Origin of the sequence: Streptomyces albireticuli (assembly GCF_021228125.1) — a bacterium.
Lineage (GTDB): Bacteria > Actinomycetota > Actinomycetes > Streptomycetales > Streptomycetaceae > Streptomyces > Streptomyces albireticuli.
On record NZ_JAJQQS010000003.1, the window covers coordinates 527,403 to 544,796 of the forward strand.

Annotated in this window: 1 protein-coding gene and 1 pseudogene (1 of these 2 cut by a window edge); both read left to right on the forward strand. The window is 74.6% G+C overall.

The window, feature by feature from the left end; all coding sequences use genetic code 11:
- On the forward strand, positions 1-4,872 hold the 3' portion of the coding sequence (locus LUZ64_RS06905) for a type I polyketide synthase (protein ID WP_232389748.1). It extends 6,249 nt beyond the left edge of the window; only the last 4,872 of its 11,121 coding nucleotides appear in the window; its start codon lies off the left edge, out of view; the stop codon is at positions 4,870-4,872.
- A pseudogene (locus LUZ64_RS06910) lies at positions 4,872-17,393 on the forward strand (type I polyketide synthase); the annotation flags it as partial. The gene LUZ64_RS06905 and the pseudogene LUZ64_RS06910, both read left to right, overlap by 1 nt.
- Between the last annotated feature and the right edge of the window lies 1 nt (position 17,394).

Sequence of the window (17,394 nt, forward strand, 5' to 3'; positions counted from 1 at the left end):
GTGATCCGGGGGAGCGCCGTCAACCAGGACGGCGCGAGCAGCGGCCTTACGGTCCCGAACGGGCCGTCGCAGCAGCGTGTCATCCGCGCGGCCCTCGCCAACGCCCGGTTGTCGCCGGACGAGGTGGATGTGGTGGAGGCGCACGGTACGGGGACGACGTTGGGTGATCCGATCGAGGCGCAGGCATTGCTGGCGACGTATGGTCAGGGTCGTTCGGCGGGGCGGCCGTTGTGGCTGGGGTCGGTGAAGTCGAACATCGCGCACACGCAGGCGGCCGCGGGTGTGGCGGGCGTGATCAAGATGGTGCAGGCGATGCGGCACGGTGTCCTGCCCAAGACCTTGCACATCGACGAGCCGTCGCCGCATGTGGAGTGGTCGTCGGGTGGTGTCGAACTGCTGCGGGAGGCACAGGAGTGGCCGGCGGTGGCCGATCGTCCGCGCCGGGCGGGTGTCTCGTCGTTCGGGATCAGCGGCACGAACGCCCATGTGATCGTCGAGGAGCCGCCTCCGGCGACCGGGGAAGCGGAAGTGCCGGTCGGGCGGGGACCGGTGCCGGTGCCGGTGGTGCCGTGGGCGCTGTCCGCCCGTACGCCGGAGGCGTTGCGGGGGCAGGCGGCCCGCCTGAGGGAGTTCGTGGCCGGACGCCCGGCACTGGACGTGGCGGATGTGGGTTTCTCGCTTGGGGTGTCGCGGACTGCTCTTGAGCATCGGGTGGTGGTGCTGGGTGCGGGGCGGGGGGAGTTGCTGGCGGGGCTGGGGTCTGAGGGTGCCGCGGGTGTGGTGAGTGGTGTGGCGCGGGGGCAGCGGCGGGTGGCGTTGTTGTTCTCGGGTCAGGGTGCGCAGCGGGTGGGGATGGGCCGGGGGCTGGCTGAGGCGTATCCGGTGTTTGCGCGGGCGTTGGATGAGGTGTGTGGTGCGCTGGGGCTGTCCAGGGATGTGTTCGGGGACGGGGAGCGGCTGGGGCGTACGGAGTTCGCTCAGGGGGCGTTGTTCGCCTTTGAGGTGGCGCTCTTCCGGCTGGTGGAGAGCTGGGGGGTACGTCCGGACTTCCTGATCGGGCATTCGATCGGTGAGATCGTGTCGGCGTATGTGGCGGGTGTGTTCTCGCTGGAGGATGCGGCGCTGCTCGTCCGTACGCGCGGCCGGTTGATGCAGGCTCTTCCCGTCGGTGGGGTGATGGTGGCGGTGCAGGCCACCGAGGACGAGGCCCGCCGAGCCTTAGCCGGGGCCGGGGCCGGGGCCGGGTCCGGGGACCGGGTCGGCATCGCCGCCGTGAACGGCCCGCGTTCGGTCGTGCTGTCGGGGGAATCTGCCGCGGTCGAAGCGGTCGTGGCAGGTTTCCGCGACCGCAAGAAGCGCCGTCTCGATGTGAGCCATGCTTTCCACTCGCCCCTGATGGATCCCATGCTGGAGGACTTCCGGCAGGTCCTGAATCAGATCACCTTTGCCGAGCCTCGGCTCCCGGTCGTCTCCAACGTCTCGGGACGCTTGGCCGAGCCGGGCGAGCTGTTGTCCCCGGAGTACTGGGTGCGGCACGTCCGTGAGTCCGTCCGTTTCGGTGACGGCATACGCGCCCTCGCCGACAGCGAAGGCGTGGACGTCTTCCTCGAACTGGGCCCCGACGGCGTCCTGACCGCCCTCACCCAGGAAACCCTCGACGACCTCGGCCTCACCCACGACACGGTCACCGCCTCCCTTCTCCGTAAGGACCGTCCCGAGCCGCTCACCCTCACCACTGCCCTGGCGACCGCCTACGTGCACGGTGTCGATGTCGACTGGTCCGCCCTCCTCCCCGGTGCTCGCCGCGTCGAACTCCCCACCTACGCCTTCAACCGCCGACGCTACTGGCTGCGCGACGCCGACCCGGCGGGCGGTGACCCCGACGCACTGGGCCTGGAGCCGTCCGGGCACCCGTTGCTGGGCGCCGCGGTGGTCCTGGCCGAGGGACAGGGGGCCGTGCTGACCGGCCGGCTCTCGCTGCGCACGCACCCCTGGCTCGCCGACCACGCCGTGGCCGGTACCGCCCTCCTCCCCGGCACCGGCTTCGTGGAACTGGCGGTGCGGGCCGGTGACGCCGTCGGGTGCCGGCAGGTCGAGGAACTGACGCTGCACGCCCCGCTCGTCGTGCCCGGCACCGGATCCGTCGCCGTGCAGGTGCGGGTCGGCCCGGGCGACGACGGCGGGCGGCGGGCGGTGAGCGTGCACTCCCGGACCACGACCGGCGGGGAGGAGTGGGTGCTGCACGCCGAAGGGGTCCTGGCCGCCGAGGGCCTGTCCGAGCCGTCCGACCTCGCCGTATGGCCGCCGGAGGGTGCCGAGCCGCTGGCGCTGGACGGCTTCTACGACCGTATGGGGGCGGCCGGTTACGCGTACGGGCCCGCCTTCCGTGGTCTGCGGGCCGTGTGGCGGCGCGGGGACGAACTGTTCGCCGACGTCCGGCTGCCGGAGGAGGAGAGGGAGGCCGCGCGCTCCTTCGCCCTTCACCCCGCCCTGCTCGACGCGGCCCTGCACGCCGCGCCGGCCGGCCAGGAGAACGGCGGCGGCCTCGACGGCCGGCTCCGGCTGCCCTTCGCGTGGCGCGGGGTGACCTTGTACGCCGAGGGCGCCGCGGCCGTACGCGTCCGGCTGGCACCCGCCGTCACGGACCCGGACCCCGCCGGCCCGGCCGCCACGCGCTCTGTCCCGGACGCCGACGCCGCCGTCTCGTTGCTGATCGCCGACCCCGAAGGCCGGCCCGTCGCGTCCGTAGCGGCCCTCGTCTCCCGCCCCCTCCCTGCCGACCGGCTCCGGAACGCCCTGGCCGGCAGCGGCGGCGACAACGGCGGTGGTGACGGGACAGCCCGCGACGACCTCGGCGCGCTCCACACCCTCGACTGGGTGCCGGTCGCCCCGGACGACCCGGCCGGTACGGCGGCCCCTCCCCGCTGGGCGCTGTCCGGGACGGCCGGCACGTCCCCGTACCCCGACTTCCTCGTCCTTCCCCGCCTCCCCGGAAGCCCCGGAAGCCCCGGAACCCCTGGCACCCGCGACACGGCCGACGCCGTGCACGAGGCCACGACCGAGGTGCTGTCGGCGGTACGGGAGTGGCTGGACGACGAGGCCGCCGCCTCCGCGAAACTCGCCGTCGTCACGAGCGGCGCCGTCGCGGCCGACGACAAGGACGGCGTACCGGACTTGGCGCACGCGGCGGTCTGGGGCCTGCTGCGGTCCGCGCAGTCGGAGCACCCGGGACGGTTCGTCCTCGTCGACGTGGACGATCCCGCCGACTGGGAAGCGGCCCTGCCCGCCGCGCTGGCCACGGGGGAACCTCAGGTCGCGGTCCGCGCCGGACGGGCACTGACACCACGCCTGACGCGCACGGAACCCGGGCCCGCCGCAGGGACGGCGCCGGGGACGGGGACACATGAGTACGCATGGAACCCCGACGGAACCGTGCTGATCACCGGCGGTACGGGCGCCCTCGGCAGCCTCCTCGCCCGGCACCTGGTCGCCGAACGGGGCGTACGGCACCTCCTCCTCGCCGGCCGCCGTGGCGCCGACGCCCCGGGCGCCGCCCGCCTGCGTGAGGAACTGGAGGCGGGCGGGGCGAACGCCACGTTCGCGGCGTGCGACCTCGCCGACCGGGCCGCCGTCGACGGACTCGTCGACGGCATCCCGGACGGGCATCCCCTGACCGCGGTCGTCCACACCGCCGGTGTCCTCGACGACGGAGTGATCGGGGCGCTCGACGGGCGGCGGGTCTCCGCCGTCCTGCGCCCGAAGGCCGACGCGGCGCTGCACCTCCACCACGCGACCCGTCGCCTCGGCCTCGCGGCGTTCGTTCTCTTCTCCTCCGCCGCCGGAGTGTTCGGCGGTCCGGGCCAGGGAAACTACGCCGCCGCCAACGCCTTCCTCGATGCCCTGGCTGCCCACCGCCGCGCCCAGGGCCTCCCGGCCGTGTCCCTGGCCTGGGGGCTGTGGGAACAGGAAGCGACCGGCATGGCAGGCCACTTGGGCGACAGCGACCTCGGCAGGCTCGCCCGTACCGGACTCGAACCGCTCAGCAGCGCCCACGGTCTGGCCCTCTTCGACGCGGCCGTGTCCGGGGGCGGCTCGCCGACCACCGGCCCGTACCGGCAGCCCCTGCTGATACCGCTCCGGCTGAACCTCCCCGTGCTGCGTACGCACGCCGCGTCCGGCACCCTGCCGGCACTGCTGCACGACCTCGTACGGACCCACGGGACCCGTCGAACCCTCCGGACCCAAGGGCCCGTACCGGCCTCCGCCCGCCGTCGTCAGGCGGCCGGCGGCGGAACGGACGCCGTCACCGAGGACGGGCAGGCGCTGGCCCGGCGGCTGGAGAAGGCGTCCGAACCGGAGCGGGAACGCATCCTGACCGGCCTCGTCACCGGCCATGCCGCCGCGGTCCTCGGCCACGCGTCACCGGACGGCGTCACCCCCGACCAGCCGTTCCAGGACCTCGGCTTCGACTCGCTCACCGCCGTCCAGCTGAGGAACCGGCTCGACGCGGCGACCGGGCTGCGGCTCCCCGCGACCCTGGTCTTCGACCATCCCACACCGGGCGCCCTCGCCCGTCACCTGCGGTCCCGCCTCGGACCCGCGCCCATGGACCCCGTGACGCGGGCCCTCGCCGACCTGGACAGGATCGAAGCCGAACTCCTCGGCGCCGCGGCCCCTGACGACGAGGCGTCCCTGCGCGTCACCGGCCGGCTCCGGACCGTCCTGGCCAAATGGACCGACCTCCGCCGAGGACACGACGAGCCACCGTCGGCGGCGCGGAGCACCGTCGGGCACCGGCTGGAGACGGCGACCAAAGAAGAGATCTTCGACTTCATCGACCGCGGGCTGGGCCGTAAGAAGGGCGACAGCTGATGACCAACGACGAGAAGAACGACGAGAAGCTGGTCGAGTACCTCAAGTGGGTCACCGCAGACCTGCACGAGACCCGGCAGCGCCTCCTGGACCTCGAGTCCGGCACCCACGAACCCCTCGCGATCGTCGGCATGAGCTGCCGCTACCCCGGCGGCGTCCGGTCACCCGAGGACCTGTGGCGGCTCGTCGCGGACGGCACGGACGCCGTCTCCGGCTTCCCCACCGACCGCGGCTGGGACATCGAGGGCCTCTACGACCCGGACCCCGACCACCGGGGCACCTTCACCGCCCGCCACGGCGGATTCCTCTACGACGCGGCCGAGTTCGACGCCGCATTCTTCGGCATCAGCCCCCGCGAGGCGACCGCTGTCGACCCGCAGCAGCGCCTCCTCCTGGAGACGGCCTGGGAGCTCTTCGAACGGGCCGGCATCGCCCCCGACTCGCTGCGCGGTTCACGGACGGGCGTCTTCACGGGCGTCATGTACGACGACTACGGCGTACGCCCCCTCCCGCTGCCCGAGGCGTACGAGGGCCTCCTCGGCGCGGGCAGCGCCGGTAGCGTGGCGTCCGGCCGGGTCGCGTACACCTTCGGCCTGGAGGGCCCGGCCGTCACCGTCGACACGGCGTGCTCGTCGTCCCTGGTCGCCCTGCACCTGGGCTGCCAGGCCCTGCGCGCCGACGAGTGCTCGCTCGCGCTCGTCGGCGGGGTCTCCCTGATGGCCACGCCCTCGGTGTTCATCGAGTTCAGCCGCCAGCGCGGGCTGGCCCCGGACGGCCGCTGCAAGGCGTTCGGGGCGTCGGCGGACGGTACGGGCTGGGGCGAGGGCGCCGGGGTTCTGTTGCTGGAGCGGTTGTCGGACGCGCGTCGGAACGGTCATGAGGTGCTGGCGGTGATCCGGGGGAGCGCCGTCAACCAGGACGGCGCGAGCAACGGCCTGACCGCGCCCAACGGGCCTTCCCAGCAGCGCGTCATCCACGCCGCGCTCACCAGCGCCCGCCTGTCGCCGGACGACGTCGACGCGGTGGAGGCCCATGGCACCGGGACGACGTTGGGTGATCCGATCGAGGCGCAGGCGTTGCTGGCGACGTATGGTCAGGGTCGTTCGGCGGGGCGGCCGTTGTGGCTGGGGTCGGTGAAGTCGAACATCGCGCATACGCAGGCGGCCGCGGGTGTGGCGGGCGTGATCAAGATGGTGCAGGCGATACGGCACGGTGTCCTGCCCAAGACCTTGCACGCCGACGAACCGTCGCCGCACGTGGACTGGTCCTCCGGCGCGGTGGAACTTCTCGCCGAGGCGCGGGAGTGGCCTGCGGTGGCCGATCGTCCGCGCCGGGCGGGTGTCTCGTCCTTCGGGATCAGCGGCACGAACGCCCATGTGATCGTCGAGCAGGCACCGGAGGGCCACGGGGCCGAGGCGGTCCCCGCCGACGATTCCGGGCCCGCCGAGCCGGTGCGGACGCCCGTGGTGCCGTGGTCCGTCTCGGCCCGTACGCCGGAGGCCCTCCGGGAACAGGCCGCCCGGCTCCGTACCTTCGTCACCGCCCGCGCGGAACTGTCCACGAAGGACGTCGGCCACTCGCTCGCGACCACGCGGGCCGGCCTCGAACACCGCGCGGTGGTACTGGGCGAGGGCCGGGAGGAACTGCTGGCGGGGCTGGAGGCGCTGGCGAAGGACGAACCGGCGGCGGGTTCCGTGCGTGGCGTCGCGCGTGCCAAGGCCCGTACGGCGTTCATGTTCTCGGGTCAGGGTGCGCAGCGGGTGGGGATGGGCCGGGGGCTGGCCGAGGCTTATCCGGTGTTTGCGCGGGCATTGGATGAGGCGTGTGGTGCGCTGGGGCTGTCCAGGGATGTGTTCGGGGACGGGGAGCGGCTGGGGCGTACGGAGTTCGCTCAGGGGGCGTTGTTCGCCTTCGAAGTGGCGCTCTTCCGGCTGGTGGAGAGCTGGGGGGTACGTCCGGATTTCCTGATCGGGCATTCGATCGGTGAGATCGTGGCGGCGTATGTGGCGGGTGTGTTCTCGCTGGAGGATGCGGCGCTGCTCGTCCGTACGCGCGGCCGGTTGATGCAGGCTCTTCCCGCCGGTGGGGTGATGGTGGCGGTGCAGGCCACCGAGGACGAGGCCCGCCGAGCCTTAGCCGGGGCCGGGGTCGAGGACCGTGTCGGTATCGCCGCTGTGAACGGTCCGCGCTCGGTCGTGCTGTCGGGGGAATCTGCCAGTGTCGAAGCGGTCGTGGCCGGTTTCCCCGATCGCAAGAAGCGCCGTCTCGATGTGAGTCACGCCTTTCACTCGCCTCTCATGGAACCCATGCTGGACGAGTTCCGCCACGCCCTGACAGTCGTGTCCTTCGCAGAACCGGCGATCCCCGTCGTCTCGAACCTCACCGGCCGTCCCGTCACCGAACCGTCCGAGCTGTCGTCCCCTGAGTACTGGGTGCGGCACGTCCGTGAGGCCGTCCGTTTCGGTGACGGCATACGGGCCCTCGCCGACGGCGAAGGCGTGGACGTCTTCCTCGAACTGGGCCCCGACGGCGTCCTGACCGCCCTCGCCCAGGAGACCCTCGACGAGCACCGCCCCGACTCCGTGACGGTCCCCCTCCTCCGTAAGGACCGTCCCGAGCCGCTCACCCTCACCACCGCCGTGGCAACCGCCTACGTGCACGGCACGGACGTCGACTGGTCCGCCCTCCTCCCCGGCGCCCGCCGCGTCGAACTCCCCACCTACGCCTTCCAGCGACAGCGCTACTGGCTGGACAGCGCGGCCGTGCCCTCGGGTGACGTCGCCACCCTCGGCCTAGGGGCCACGAACCACCCGCTCCTGGGCGCGGCGGTCCGGCTGGCCGACGGGTCGGGTGTCGCGCTCACCGGCAGGATCGATCTCCGCTCGCACCCCTGGCTCGCCGACCACGCCGTCGCGGGGACCGTGCTCCTGCCCGGCACCGGCCTGGTGGAGCTGGCCGTACGCGCCGGGGACGAGGTGGGCTGCGCCCGGCTGGAGGAACTCACCCTGGAGGCGCCGCTGGTGATACCGGCCGAGGGCGCCGTCACGGTCCAGGTCCGTGTCGGCGCGGAGGAGGCGGCCGGGCGTCGTCCCGTGAGCGTGTACTCACAGACGGCGGACGGACAGGAGTGGCTGCGCCACGCCGACGGCGTGCTGACCGCGCAGGACACCGTCGAGGCGTTCGACCTGACGTCCTGGCCGCCGCCCGGCGCCGAGCCCGTACCGCTGGAGGGGTTCTACGAGCGGCTGGCCGCCGACGGTTACGGCTACGGCCCCGCGTTCCAGGGGCTGCGAGCCGCCTGGCGGCGCGGCGACGAGATCTTCGCCGAAGTGAGCCTGACCGAGCAGGATCACGAGGGCGCGGCCCGGTTCGTCGTCCACCCGGCGCTGCTCGACGCCGCCCTGCACGCGGCGATGGCCGCCGCCGGTTCGCCTCAGGGCGACGGGATACGGCTGCCGTTCTCCTGGAACGGGGTGTCCCTGCTCGCGGAAGGCGCGACGGCCCTCCGGGTCCGGCTCGCGCCCGAGGGGGCCGACGGGCTGTCGGTGCTGCTCGCCGACACCACGGGCCGCCCGGTCGCGTCCGTCGACGCCCTCGTCTCCCGTCCCGTGACGGCGGACCGGCTGCGGCAGGCCGCGGCCGGTCCCGGCGTCGGCGGCCGGGACTCGTTCTTCGGCGTGGACTGGACGCCCGTGGGGCCCGTGGCAGGCGTCTCCGCCCCGGCGGAGGAGTGGTCGGTTCTCGGCGGTACGGAGCCGCTCGCGGGACCGGCGTCGGAAGCCGGGCCGGATCCGGTGTCGGTACCGGCGCCGGAACCCAGGTCGGATCGGGCGTCGGTACCGGCGCCGGAACCCGCTTCGGAACCCGCTTCGGAACCCGCTTCGGAACCCGCTTCGGAACCCGCTTTGGAACCCGCTTCGGAACCGGCGTCCGAACCGAGGCCGCCCGCACCGGGCCTGTCCGTGCTCCTCTGCCCGTCCGCCCCCACCGCTGATCCCGCCGACCTAGCCCCCACCGTCCACGCCTCCACCCGTAAGGTCCTGGCGGAACTCCGACGGTGGCTGAGTGCCCCGGACCTGGCCGAGGACGCGCGCCTGGCCGTGGTCACCCAAGGCGCCGTCTCCACCGGCCCCGCCGAGCCCGTGTCCGGCCTCGCGCACGCCGCGGTCTGGGGGCTGGTGCGCGCCGCCCAGTCGGAGAACCCCGGACGCTTCCTCCTGGTCGACGTGACCGACGACGCCACCGACCGGCGGACGGCTCTGACCCTGGCCCTCGCCACCGGCGAACCCCAGGTCGCGGTCCGCGACGGGCGCGCCCTCGCGCCCCGGCTGACCCGTGCGGAGTCGCCGTCGGCCGAGGTGACCGCCTGGGATGAGGACGGGACGGTGCTGGTCACGGGCGGTACGGGTGCGCTGGGGCGCCTACTGGCCCGCCATCTGGTGACGCAGCGCGGAGTGCGGCACCTCCTTCTCACCAGTCGCCGTGGTGAGGCGTCGCCCGGCGTGCCGGAGTTACGCGAGGAGCTGGCGGCCTTGGGCGCCGCCGTGGACGTGGTCGCGTGCGACGTGGCCGATCGTGCGGCCTTGGACCGGCTTCTGGCCGGGATTTCCGCGGAGCATCCGCTGACGGCTGTCGTCCACGCGGCCGGCGTGCTGGACGACGCCACGGTCACGTCCATGACCCCCGACCGTTTGTCGGCGGTGCTGCGGCCGAAGGTGGACGCGGCGTGGAACCTGCACGAGGCGACCCGGCGTCTGGATCTCGCCGATTTCGTTCTCTTCTCCTCCGCGGCCGGGGTGTTCGGCAACCCGGGGCAGGGCAACTACGCGGCTGCCAACGCCTTCCTCGACGCTCTGGCGGCCCACCGCCGCGCTGAGGGCCTCCCGGCCGTGTCCCTGGCCTGGGGACTCTGGGAGCAGGGTGGCGAGGGAATGACCGGGCGGCTCGGCAGCGCGGACCGGGCGAGGCTGTCGCGTGGCGGGGTCGCGGCGCTGACGGACGACGAAGGCCTCGCCCTGTTCGACGCGGCGACGTCGACGGCACCGATGGCACCGACGACGTCGGCGGCACCGTCCACGCCGACCCCGCCGTCCACGCCGGCCCCGCCGTCCACGCCGGCCGGGGCGCCGTCCACGGCCGTCGGCCGGGCGCTGTTCGTCCCGGTCCGCCTCGACCTCACCGCGCTCCGCCACCAGGCGGGTTCCGGCACCTCCGTGCCGCCGCTGCTGCGCGGCCTGGTGCCCGTCCCGTCGCGGCGCACGGCGAGCCCGGCGGGCTCCGCCGCCGACCGCTCCCGCGCCGCCTCGGCGCTCGCCGGGCGGCTGGCCGGGCTGCCGGAGCCGGAGCGGGACCGGGTGCTCCTGGAGCTCGTACGCACCCAGGCGGCCGGCGTCCTCGGCCACGCCTCGCCGGAGAGCGTCGAAGCCGGCCAGGCGTTCCGGAGCCTCGGCTTCGACTCGCTGACAGCGGTGGAGCTCAGCAACAGGCTCAAGGACGCCACCGGCCTGCGCCTGCCCGCGTCCCTGGTCTTCGACCACCCCAGCCCCGCCGCCCTCGCCCGCCACCTCCTCGCCGAACTCGTCGGTGCCCCGGGGGCCGTACCCGGTGCGGTGCCGCCGTCCGGTGCCGCCGTCGCGGACGCCGCCGAACCGCTCGCCGTCATCGGCATGGCCTGCCGCTTCCCCGGCGGCGTCGCCTCGCCCGAGGACCTCTGGACCCTGGTGAGCGAGGGCCGCGACGCGACCGGGCCGCTGCCCGGGGACCGGGGCTGGGACGTGGCGGGCATCTACGACCCCGACCCCGACGCCCCGGGGAAGAACTACACGAGGGCGGGCGGCTTCCTCGACGACGCGGCGGGCTTCGACGCCGGGCTGTTCGGGATCCCCCCGCGCGAGGCGCTGACGATGGACCCGCAGCAGCGGCTGCTCCTGGAGACGTCGTGGGAGGCGTTCGAGCGTGCCGGGATGACCCCCGACGGACTGCGCGGCAGCCGGATCGGGGTGTTCGCGGGCGCCATGGCCTCCGACTACACGGCCGGTCTCACCGTGCCCGCGGAACTGGAAGGGTTCTCCGCCACCGGCAGCGCGGCCAGTGTCATCTCCGGCCGCGTCTCGTACACCTTCGGTCTCGAAGGCCCCGCCGTCACCGTCGACACGGCGTGCTCCTCGTCCCTGGTCGCCCTGCACCTGGCCGGCCAGGCGCTCCGCCAGGGCGAGTGCGCGATGGCGCTCGCGGGCGGGGTGTCGGTGATGGCCACGCCCAAGGCGCTCGTCGAGTTCAGCCGGCAGCGGGCGCTCGCGCCCGACGGCCGGTGCAAGGCGTTCTCGGCCTCGGCGGACGGCACGGGCTGGGGCGAGGGCGTGGGCGTGCTGCTGCTGGAGCGCCTGTCGGACGCCCGCCGCAACGGGCATGAAGTCCTGGCGGTGATCCGGGGGAGTGCCGTCAACCAGGACGGGGCCAGCAACGGCCTCACCGCACCCAACGGGCCTTCCCAGCAGCGCGTCATCCGCGCGGCCCTCGCCAACGCGCGGTTGTCGGCCGGTGACGTGGACGCGGTCGAGGCACACGGCACAGGCACGCCCCTCGGTGATCCGATCGAGGCACATGCACTGCTCGCGACGTACGGCCAGGACCGTCCGGACGACCGGCCGCTCTGGCTGGGCTCGGTGAAGTCGAACATCTCGCACACGCAGGCCGCGGCCGGCGCGGCGAGCGTCATCAAGGCGGTCATGGCGCTCCGCCACGGTGTGCTGCCGCGCACCCTCCACGCGGGGGAGCGGTCACCGCACGTGGACTGGTCGGCGGGAGCCGTCGAGCTGCTGACGGAGCCGAGGGAGTGGCCCGGGACCGGGCGCCCGCGCCGGATGGGCGTCTCGTCGTTCGGGATCAGCGGCACCAACGCGCACGTCATCGTCGAGCAGGCACCGGAGCCGGAGACGGCGGGCGCGTCCGTCAGCGCGGCAGTGCACGGGCCCGTACTCGTACGGACGTCCGTACCTGCGCCCGTACCGGCGTCCGTACCCGGGCCTGTACTCGCACCGGCGTCCGCAACGACGCCCACACCTGCGCCCGCACCCGGGCCCGCACTCGCGCCCGCATCCGTACCCGTCGCCGCCCCCGCACCCCTACCCGTACCCGCGAAGGAGCCCACGGCGGAACCGAGCGAGGACGCCCGCGCCCTCCCCGCCGGGCACGCCTCCGTCACCCCCGTCCCCTGGGTCGTCTCCTCGCGCACCGCCGACGGGCTGCGGGCCCAGGCCGGGCGGCTGCGGGACCTCGTCGCCGCGCGACCCGGCCCCGACCCGGCGGACGTGGGCTTCTCGCTGGTCACCGCCCGCTCCACGTTCGCGCACCGGGCGGTCGTCCTGGCCGCGCCCGGCGACCCCGACGGCCCGACCGCCGCCCTGGCGGCCGTGGCCGCCGGCACCCCGGCCGCCGGGGCCGTCACCGGCGAGGCCGACGTCCGCGGCCGGGTCGTGTTCGTCTTCCCCGGCCAGGGCTCGCAGTGGGCCGGCATGGGCGCGGAACTCCACGACGCCTCACCGGAGTTCGCCGAGGCGTTCGCCGCCTGCGACGCGGCCGTGGCCCGGCACGCCGGCTGGTCCGTCACCGACGTCGTACGCGGCGCGGAGGGCGCGCCGTCCGCCGACCGCATCGAGGTGCTCCAGCCGGTGCTGTTCGCGGTGAACGTGTCACTGGCCGCCCTGTGGCGCGCGTACGGCGTGACACCGGCCGCGGTCGTCGGCCATTCCCAAGGGGAGATCGCCGCGGCCCACGTGGCCGGGGCCCTGTCCCTGGAGGACGCGGCCGAACTGGTGGTGGCCCGCAGCGCCCTCTTCGCCCGCGAACTCGTGGGCCGCGGCGCCGTCGCGTCCGTGGCGATGCGGGCCGAGGCCGTGGCCGAACGGCTCACCGCGTGGGACGGCCGACTCGTGATCGCCGGCCGCAACGGGCCCGGCGCGGTGACCGTCGCGGGTGAGATCCCGGCGCTTGAGGAGTTCGTCGCCGGGTGCGAGGCCGACGGCGTACGCGTACGGGTCGTCGGCTCGACGGTCGCCTCGCACTGTGCCCAGGTCGACCCGCTGCGCGACCGCATCCTCGAACTCTTCGCGGGCATCCGGCCCCGCGCCGGCCGGGTGCCGTTCTACTCGACCGTGACCGGCGGCCCGCTGGACCACGACCGGCTGGACGCCGGCTACTGGTTCGACAACGCCCGGCAGCCGGTGGACTACGAGGGCGCCGTACACGCGCTCCTCGGCGACGGCTTCCGGTTCTTCGTCGAGTGCAGCGCCCATCCGGTGCTCGGCCTGGGCACCCAGGCCACGTTCGAGGAGGCGGGGGTCGACGCGGCGCTGGCCGTCGGCTCGCTGCGGCGGGACGACGGCGGCCCGGACCGCTTCCTCACCTCGGTGGCCGAGGCGTTCACCCGGGGCCTGGACGTCGACTGGCCGTCCCGCCTGGCGGGCGGCCGCCGCGTCGCGCTGCCCACCTACGCCTTCCAGCGGCAGCGCTACTGGCTCCAGGGCGCCGCCCAGGACGCCGGCGACCCCGCGGCCCTGGGTCTCGCCGACGCGGGCCATCCGCTGTTGGGGGCGGCCGTGAGGCTCGCCGACGGGCAGGGCACCGTCCTGACCGGCCGGATCTCCGCGCGCACGCACCCCTGGCTCGCCGACCACGCCGTGGCGGGCACCGTCCTCCTGCCGGGCACGGCCCTCGTCGAACTGGCCGTACGCGCCGGCGACGAGACCGGGGCCGCCCGCCTGGACGAGCTCACCCTCGAAGCCCCCCTCGTCCTCCCCGAGGACGAGACCGTGACCGTACAGATCCGGGTCGGCCCCCAGGACACGACCGGGCGCCGCCCCCTGAGCGTGCACACCCGGCCCACGCCTCTCGCACGGAACACCGGTGACTCCGGCGACCCCGGCGGGACCGACGACACCGACGCCTGGACCCGCCATGCCACCGGCCTGCTCGCCCCACGAAACCCGGCATCGGCATCGGCACCGGAACCGGCACAGGCGCCGGAACCGGACTTCGACCTGACGTCCTGGCCGCCGCCGGGCGCCGAGCCCGTACCGCTGGAGGGGTTCTACGAGCGGCTGGCCGCCGACGGTTACGGCTACGGCCCCGCGTTCCGGGGGCTGCGCGCGGTGTGGCGGCGCGGCGAGGACGTGTTCGCCGAGGTGAGCCTGCCCGAGGACGAGCACGAGGCCGCCGCCCGGTTCGGCGCGCACCCCGCCCTGCTCGACGCCGCCCTGCACGCGGCCCTCGCCACCGCGGAACCCGGCGGGCCCGTCCGGCTGCCCTTCGGCTGGAACGACGTCACCCTGTACGCCACCGGCGCCACGGCCCTCCGCGTCCACCTGACGCCCACCGGCCCGGACGCGGTCACGCTGCGCGCCGCCGACACCGACGGCCGGCCGGTCGTCTCCGTCGGCGCACTCGTCGCCCGGCCCGTACGCGCCGACCAGCTGCGCCGCGCCGCGGCGGCGAGCGGGCGGGAGCCGCTCTTCCACCTGGAGTGGTCCCCGGCCGCGACGGGCGGGCCCGGTACACCCGTCACGCCCGCCTCCTGGGCGGTCCTGGGCAGCGAGGAACTCCGCGAGGCCACGTCCTACCCGGACGTCGCCGTCCTCCCCTGCACCCCGCTCCAGTGCGCGGACCTCGCGGGCGTCGTCCACGAAGTCACCGGTGAGGTCCTCGCCACCGTCCGGGAGTGGCTGGCCGACCCGGCCGCCGCCGCGTCCCGCCTCGTCGTGATCACCCGCGGCGCGGTCGCCACCGCCACCGGCGAGGACGTCCCGGACCTGTCGCACGCGGCGGTCTGGGGCCTGATCCGGTCGGCCCAGTCCGAACAGCCCGGCCGGCTCGTCCTGCTGGACGCCGGCCAGGACACCGACTGGGACACGGTCCTGCCCGCCGCCCTCGCCACCGGGGAGCCCCAGCTCGCCGCCCGCGACGGAGCGCTCCTGGTTCCACGCCTGACCCGTACGGAGTCGCCGTCGTCCGAGGCGACCGCCTGGGACGAGGACGGGACGGTGCTGATCACAGGTGGTACGGGTGCGCTGGGGCGTGTGCTGGCCCGTCATCTGGTGACGGAGCGCGGGGTGCGGCATCTGTTGCTGACGAGTCGGCGGGGTGGGGCCTCGCCCGGCGTACCGGAGTTGTGCGAGGAGTTGGCTGCTCTGGGTGCCGAGGTGGAGGTGGTGGCGTGTGATGTGTCCGATCGCGCGGCCTTGGACCGCCTCCTCGCCGCCGTTCCGGCCGGGCGTCCGCTGGCCGCTGTCGTCCATGCGGCCGGTGTGCTCGATGACGTCACGTTCACGGCCATGACTCCCGACCGCTTGCCGGGTGTGCTGCGGCCGAAGGTGGACGCGGCGTGGAATCTGCACGAGGCGACGCGGCACCTGAACCTCGCCGATTTCGTCCTCTTCTCCTCCGCCGCCGGGGTGTTCGGCAACCCGGGCCAGGGCAACTACGCGGCCGCCAACACCTTCCTCGATGCCTTGGCGGCACACCGCCGTGCGCAGGGCCTCCCGGCCGTGTCCCTCGCCTGGGGCCTCTGGGCCGAGGACAGCGACATGAGCGGACACCTGGACGCCGACGACCGGACACGGCTCGCCCGCGCCGGCGCCTCGGCCATGACGAACGAAGAGGGCCTGGCGCTCTTCGACGCCGCCCGGGCCGCCGCACCCGGCCACGCCCTCCTGGTCCCCGCCCGCCTCGACCTCACCGCACTCCGCGCCCAGGCGGGCTCCGGCGGCACCGTGCCACCCCTGCTGCGCGGCCTCGTCCGCGCCCCCGCCCGACGCACGGCCGGCACCACCACGGCCACGGGCGGGGCGGCCGGCTCCCTCGCCCGGCGACTGGCCGGACTCGCCGGACCCGAGCGGGAGCGCACCCTCCTCACGCTCGTACGCGAAACCGCCGTCGCCGTCCTCGGCCACGCGCGCGCCGACGCCGTCGAACCGCGCCGAGGCTTCCTGGAGCAGGGCTTCGACTCCCTGATGGCGGTCCAGCTCCGCAACCGGCTCAACACCGCGACGGGCCTGAGCCTGCCCACCACGCTGGTCTTCGACCACCCGACCCCCCTGGCCCTGGCCCGCCACCTCACGACCCTGCTGGCCGGCACGGCCACCACCGGCGCCCCTGGCGAACGATCCGCCGCACCCTCCGACGAACCGCTCGCCGTCATCGGCATGGCCTGCCGCTTCCCCGGCGGCGCCGACTCCCCGGAAGCCCTGTGGCGCCTGGTGAGCGAGGGCCGCGACGCGGTCGCGGAGCTCCCCGGCGACCGGGGCTGGGACCTGGCGGCGCTCTACGACCCGGACCCGGAGGCGCAGGGCAGGTCGTACGTCCGCGAGGGCGCGTTTGTCTACGACGCGGCAGGATTCGACGCCGAGCTGTTCGGCATCTCGCCGCGCGAGGCCCTCGCCATGGACCCGCAGCAACGCCTGGTCCTCGAAGCCTCCTGGGAGGCGTTCGAACGCGCCGGTATCGCCCCGGAGTCCCTGCGGGGCGCGCCGGTCGGAGTGTTCGCCGGGGCGATGGGCACCGACTACCTGGCGGGCCTCGACGAACTGCCGGAAGGCGTCGCCGCCTACGCCATGACCGGCGGCACCGGCAGTGTGATCTCGGGCCGGGTGGCGTACGCCTTCGGGTTGGAGGGTCCGGCGGTGACGGTGGACACGGCGTGCTCGTCGTCGCTGGTCGCGCTGCATCTGGCGGGTCAGTCGCTACGGGCCGGTGAGTGCACGCTCGCGCTCGCGGGCGGCGTCACCGTCATGGCCGGACCCCGGGAACTGACCGAGTTCAGCAGGCAGCGCGCCCTGGCCCGCGACGGCCGGTGCAAGGCGTTCTCCGCCTCGGCGGACGGCTTCGGCTTCGGCGAGGGCGTCGGAATACTGCTGGTGGAGCGGCTGTCGGACGCGCGTCGGAACGGGCATGAGGTGCTGGCGGTGATCCGGGGGAGCGCCGTCAACCAGGACGGGGCCAGCAGTGGTCTCACGGCGCCGAACGGGCCGTCGCAGCAGCGTGTCATCCGCGCGGCCCTCGCCAACGCCCGGCTGTCGGCCGGTGACGTGGACGCGGTCGAGGCACACGGCACGGGGACGACACTCGGCGACCCGATCGAGGCACAGGCGCTGCTCGCGACGTACGGCCAGGACCGTCCGGACGACCGGCCGCTGTGGCTGGGCACGGTGAAGTCCAACCTCGGGCACACCCAGGCGGCGGCCGGTGCGGCGGGCCTGATCAAGACCGTCATGGCGCTGCGGCACGGTGTCCTGCCGAAGACGTTGCACGTCGACGAGCCGTCGCCGCATGTGGAGTGGTCGTCGGGTGGTGTCGAACTGCTGCGGGAGGCGCGGGAGTGGCCTGCGGTGGCCGGCCGTCCGCGTCGGGCGGGCGTGTCGTCGTTCGGGATCAGCGGCACGAACGCCCATGTGATCGTCGAGGAGCCGCCTCCGGCGATCGAGGACGCGGAGCCGCCGGCCGAACGCGATCCCGTGCCCGTGGTGCCGT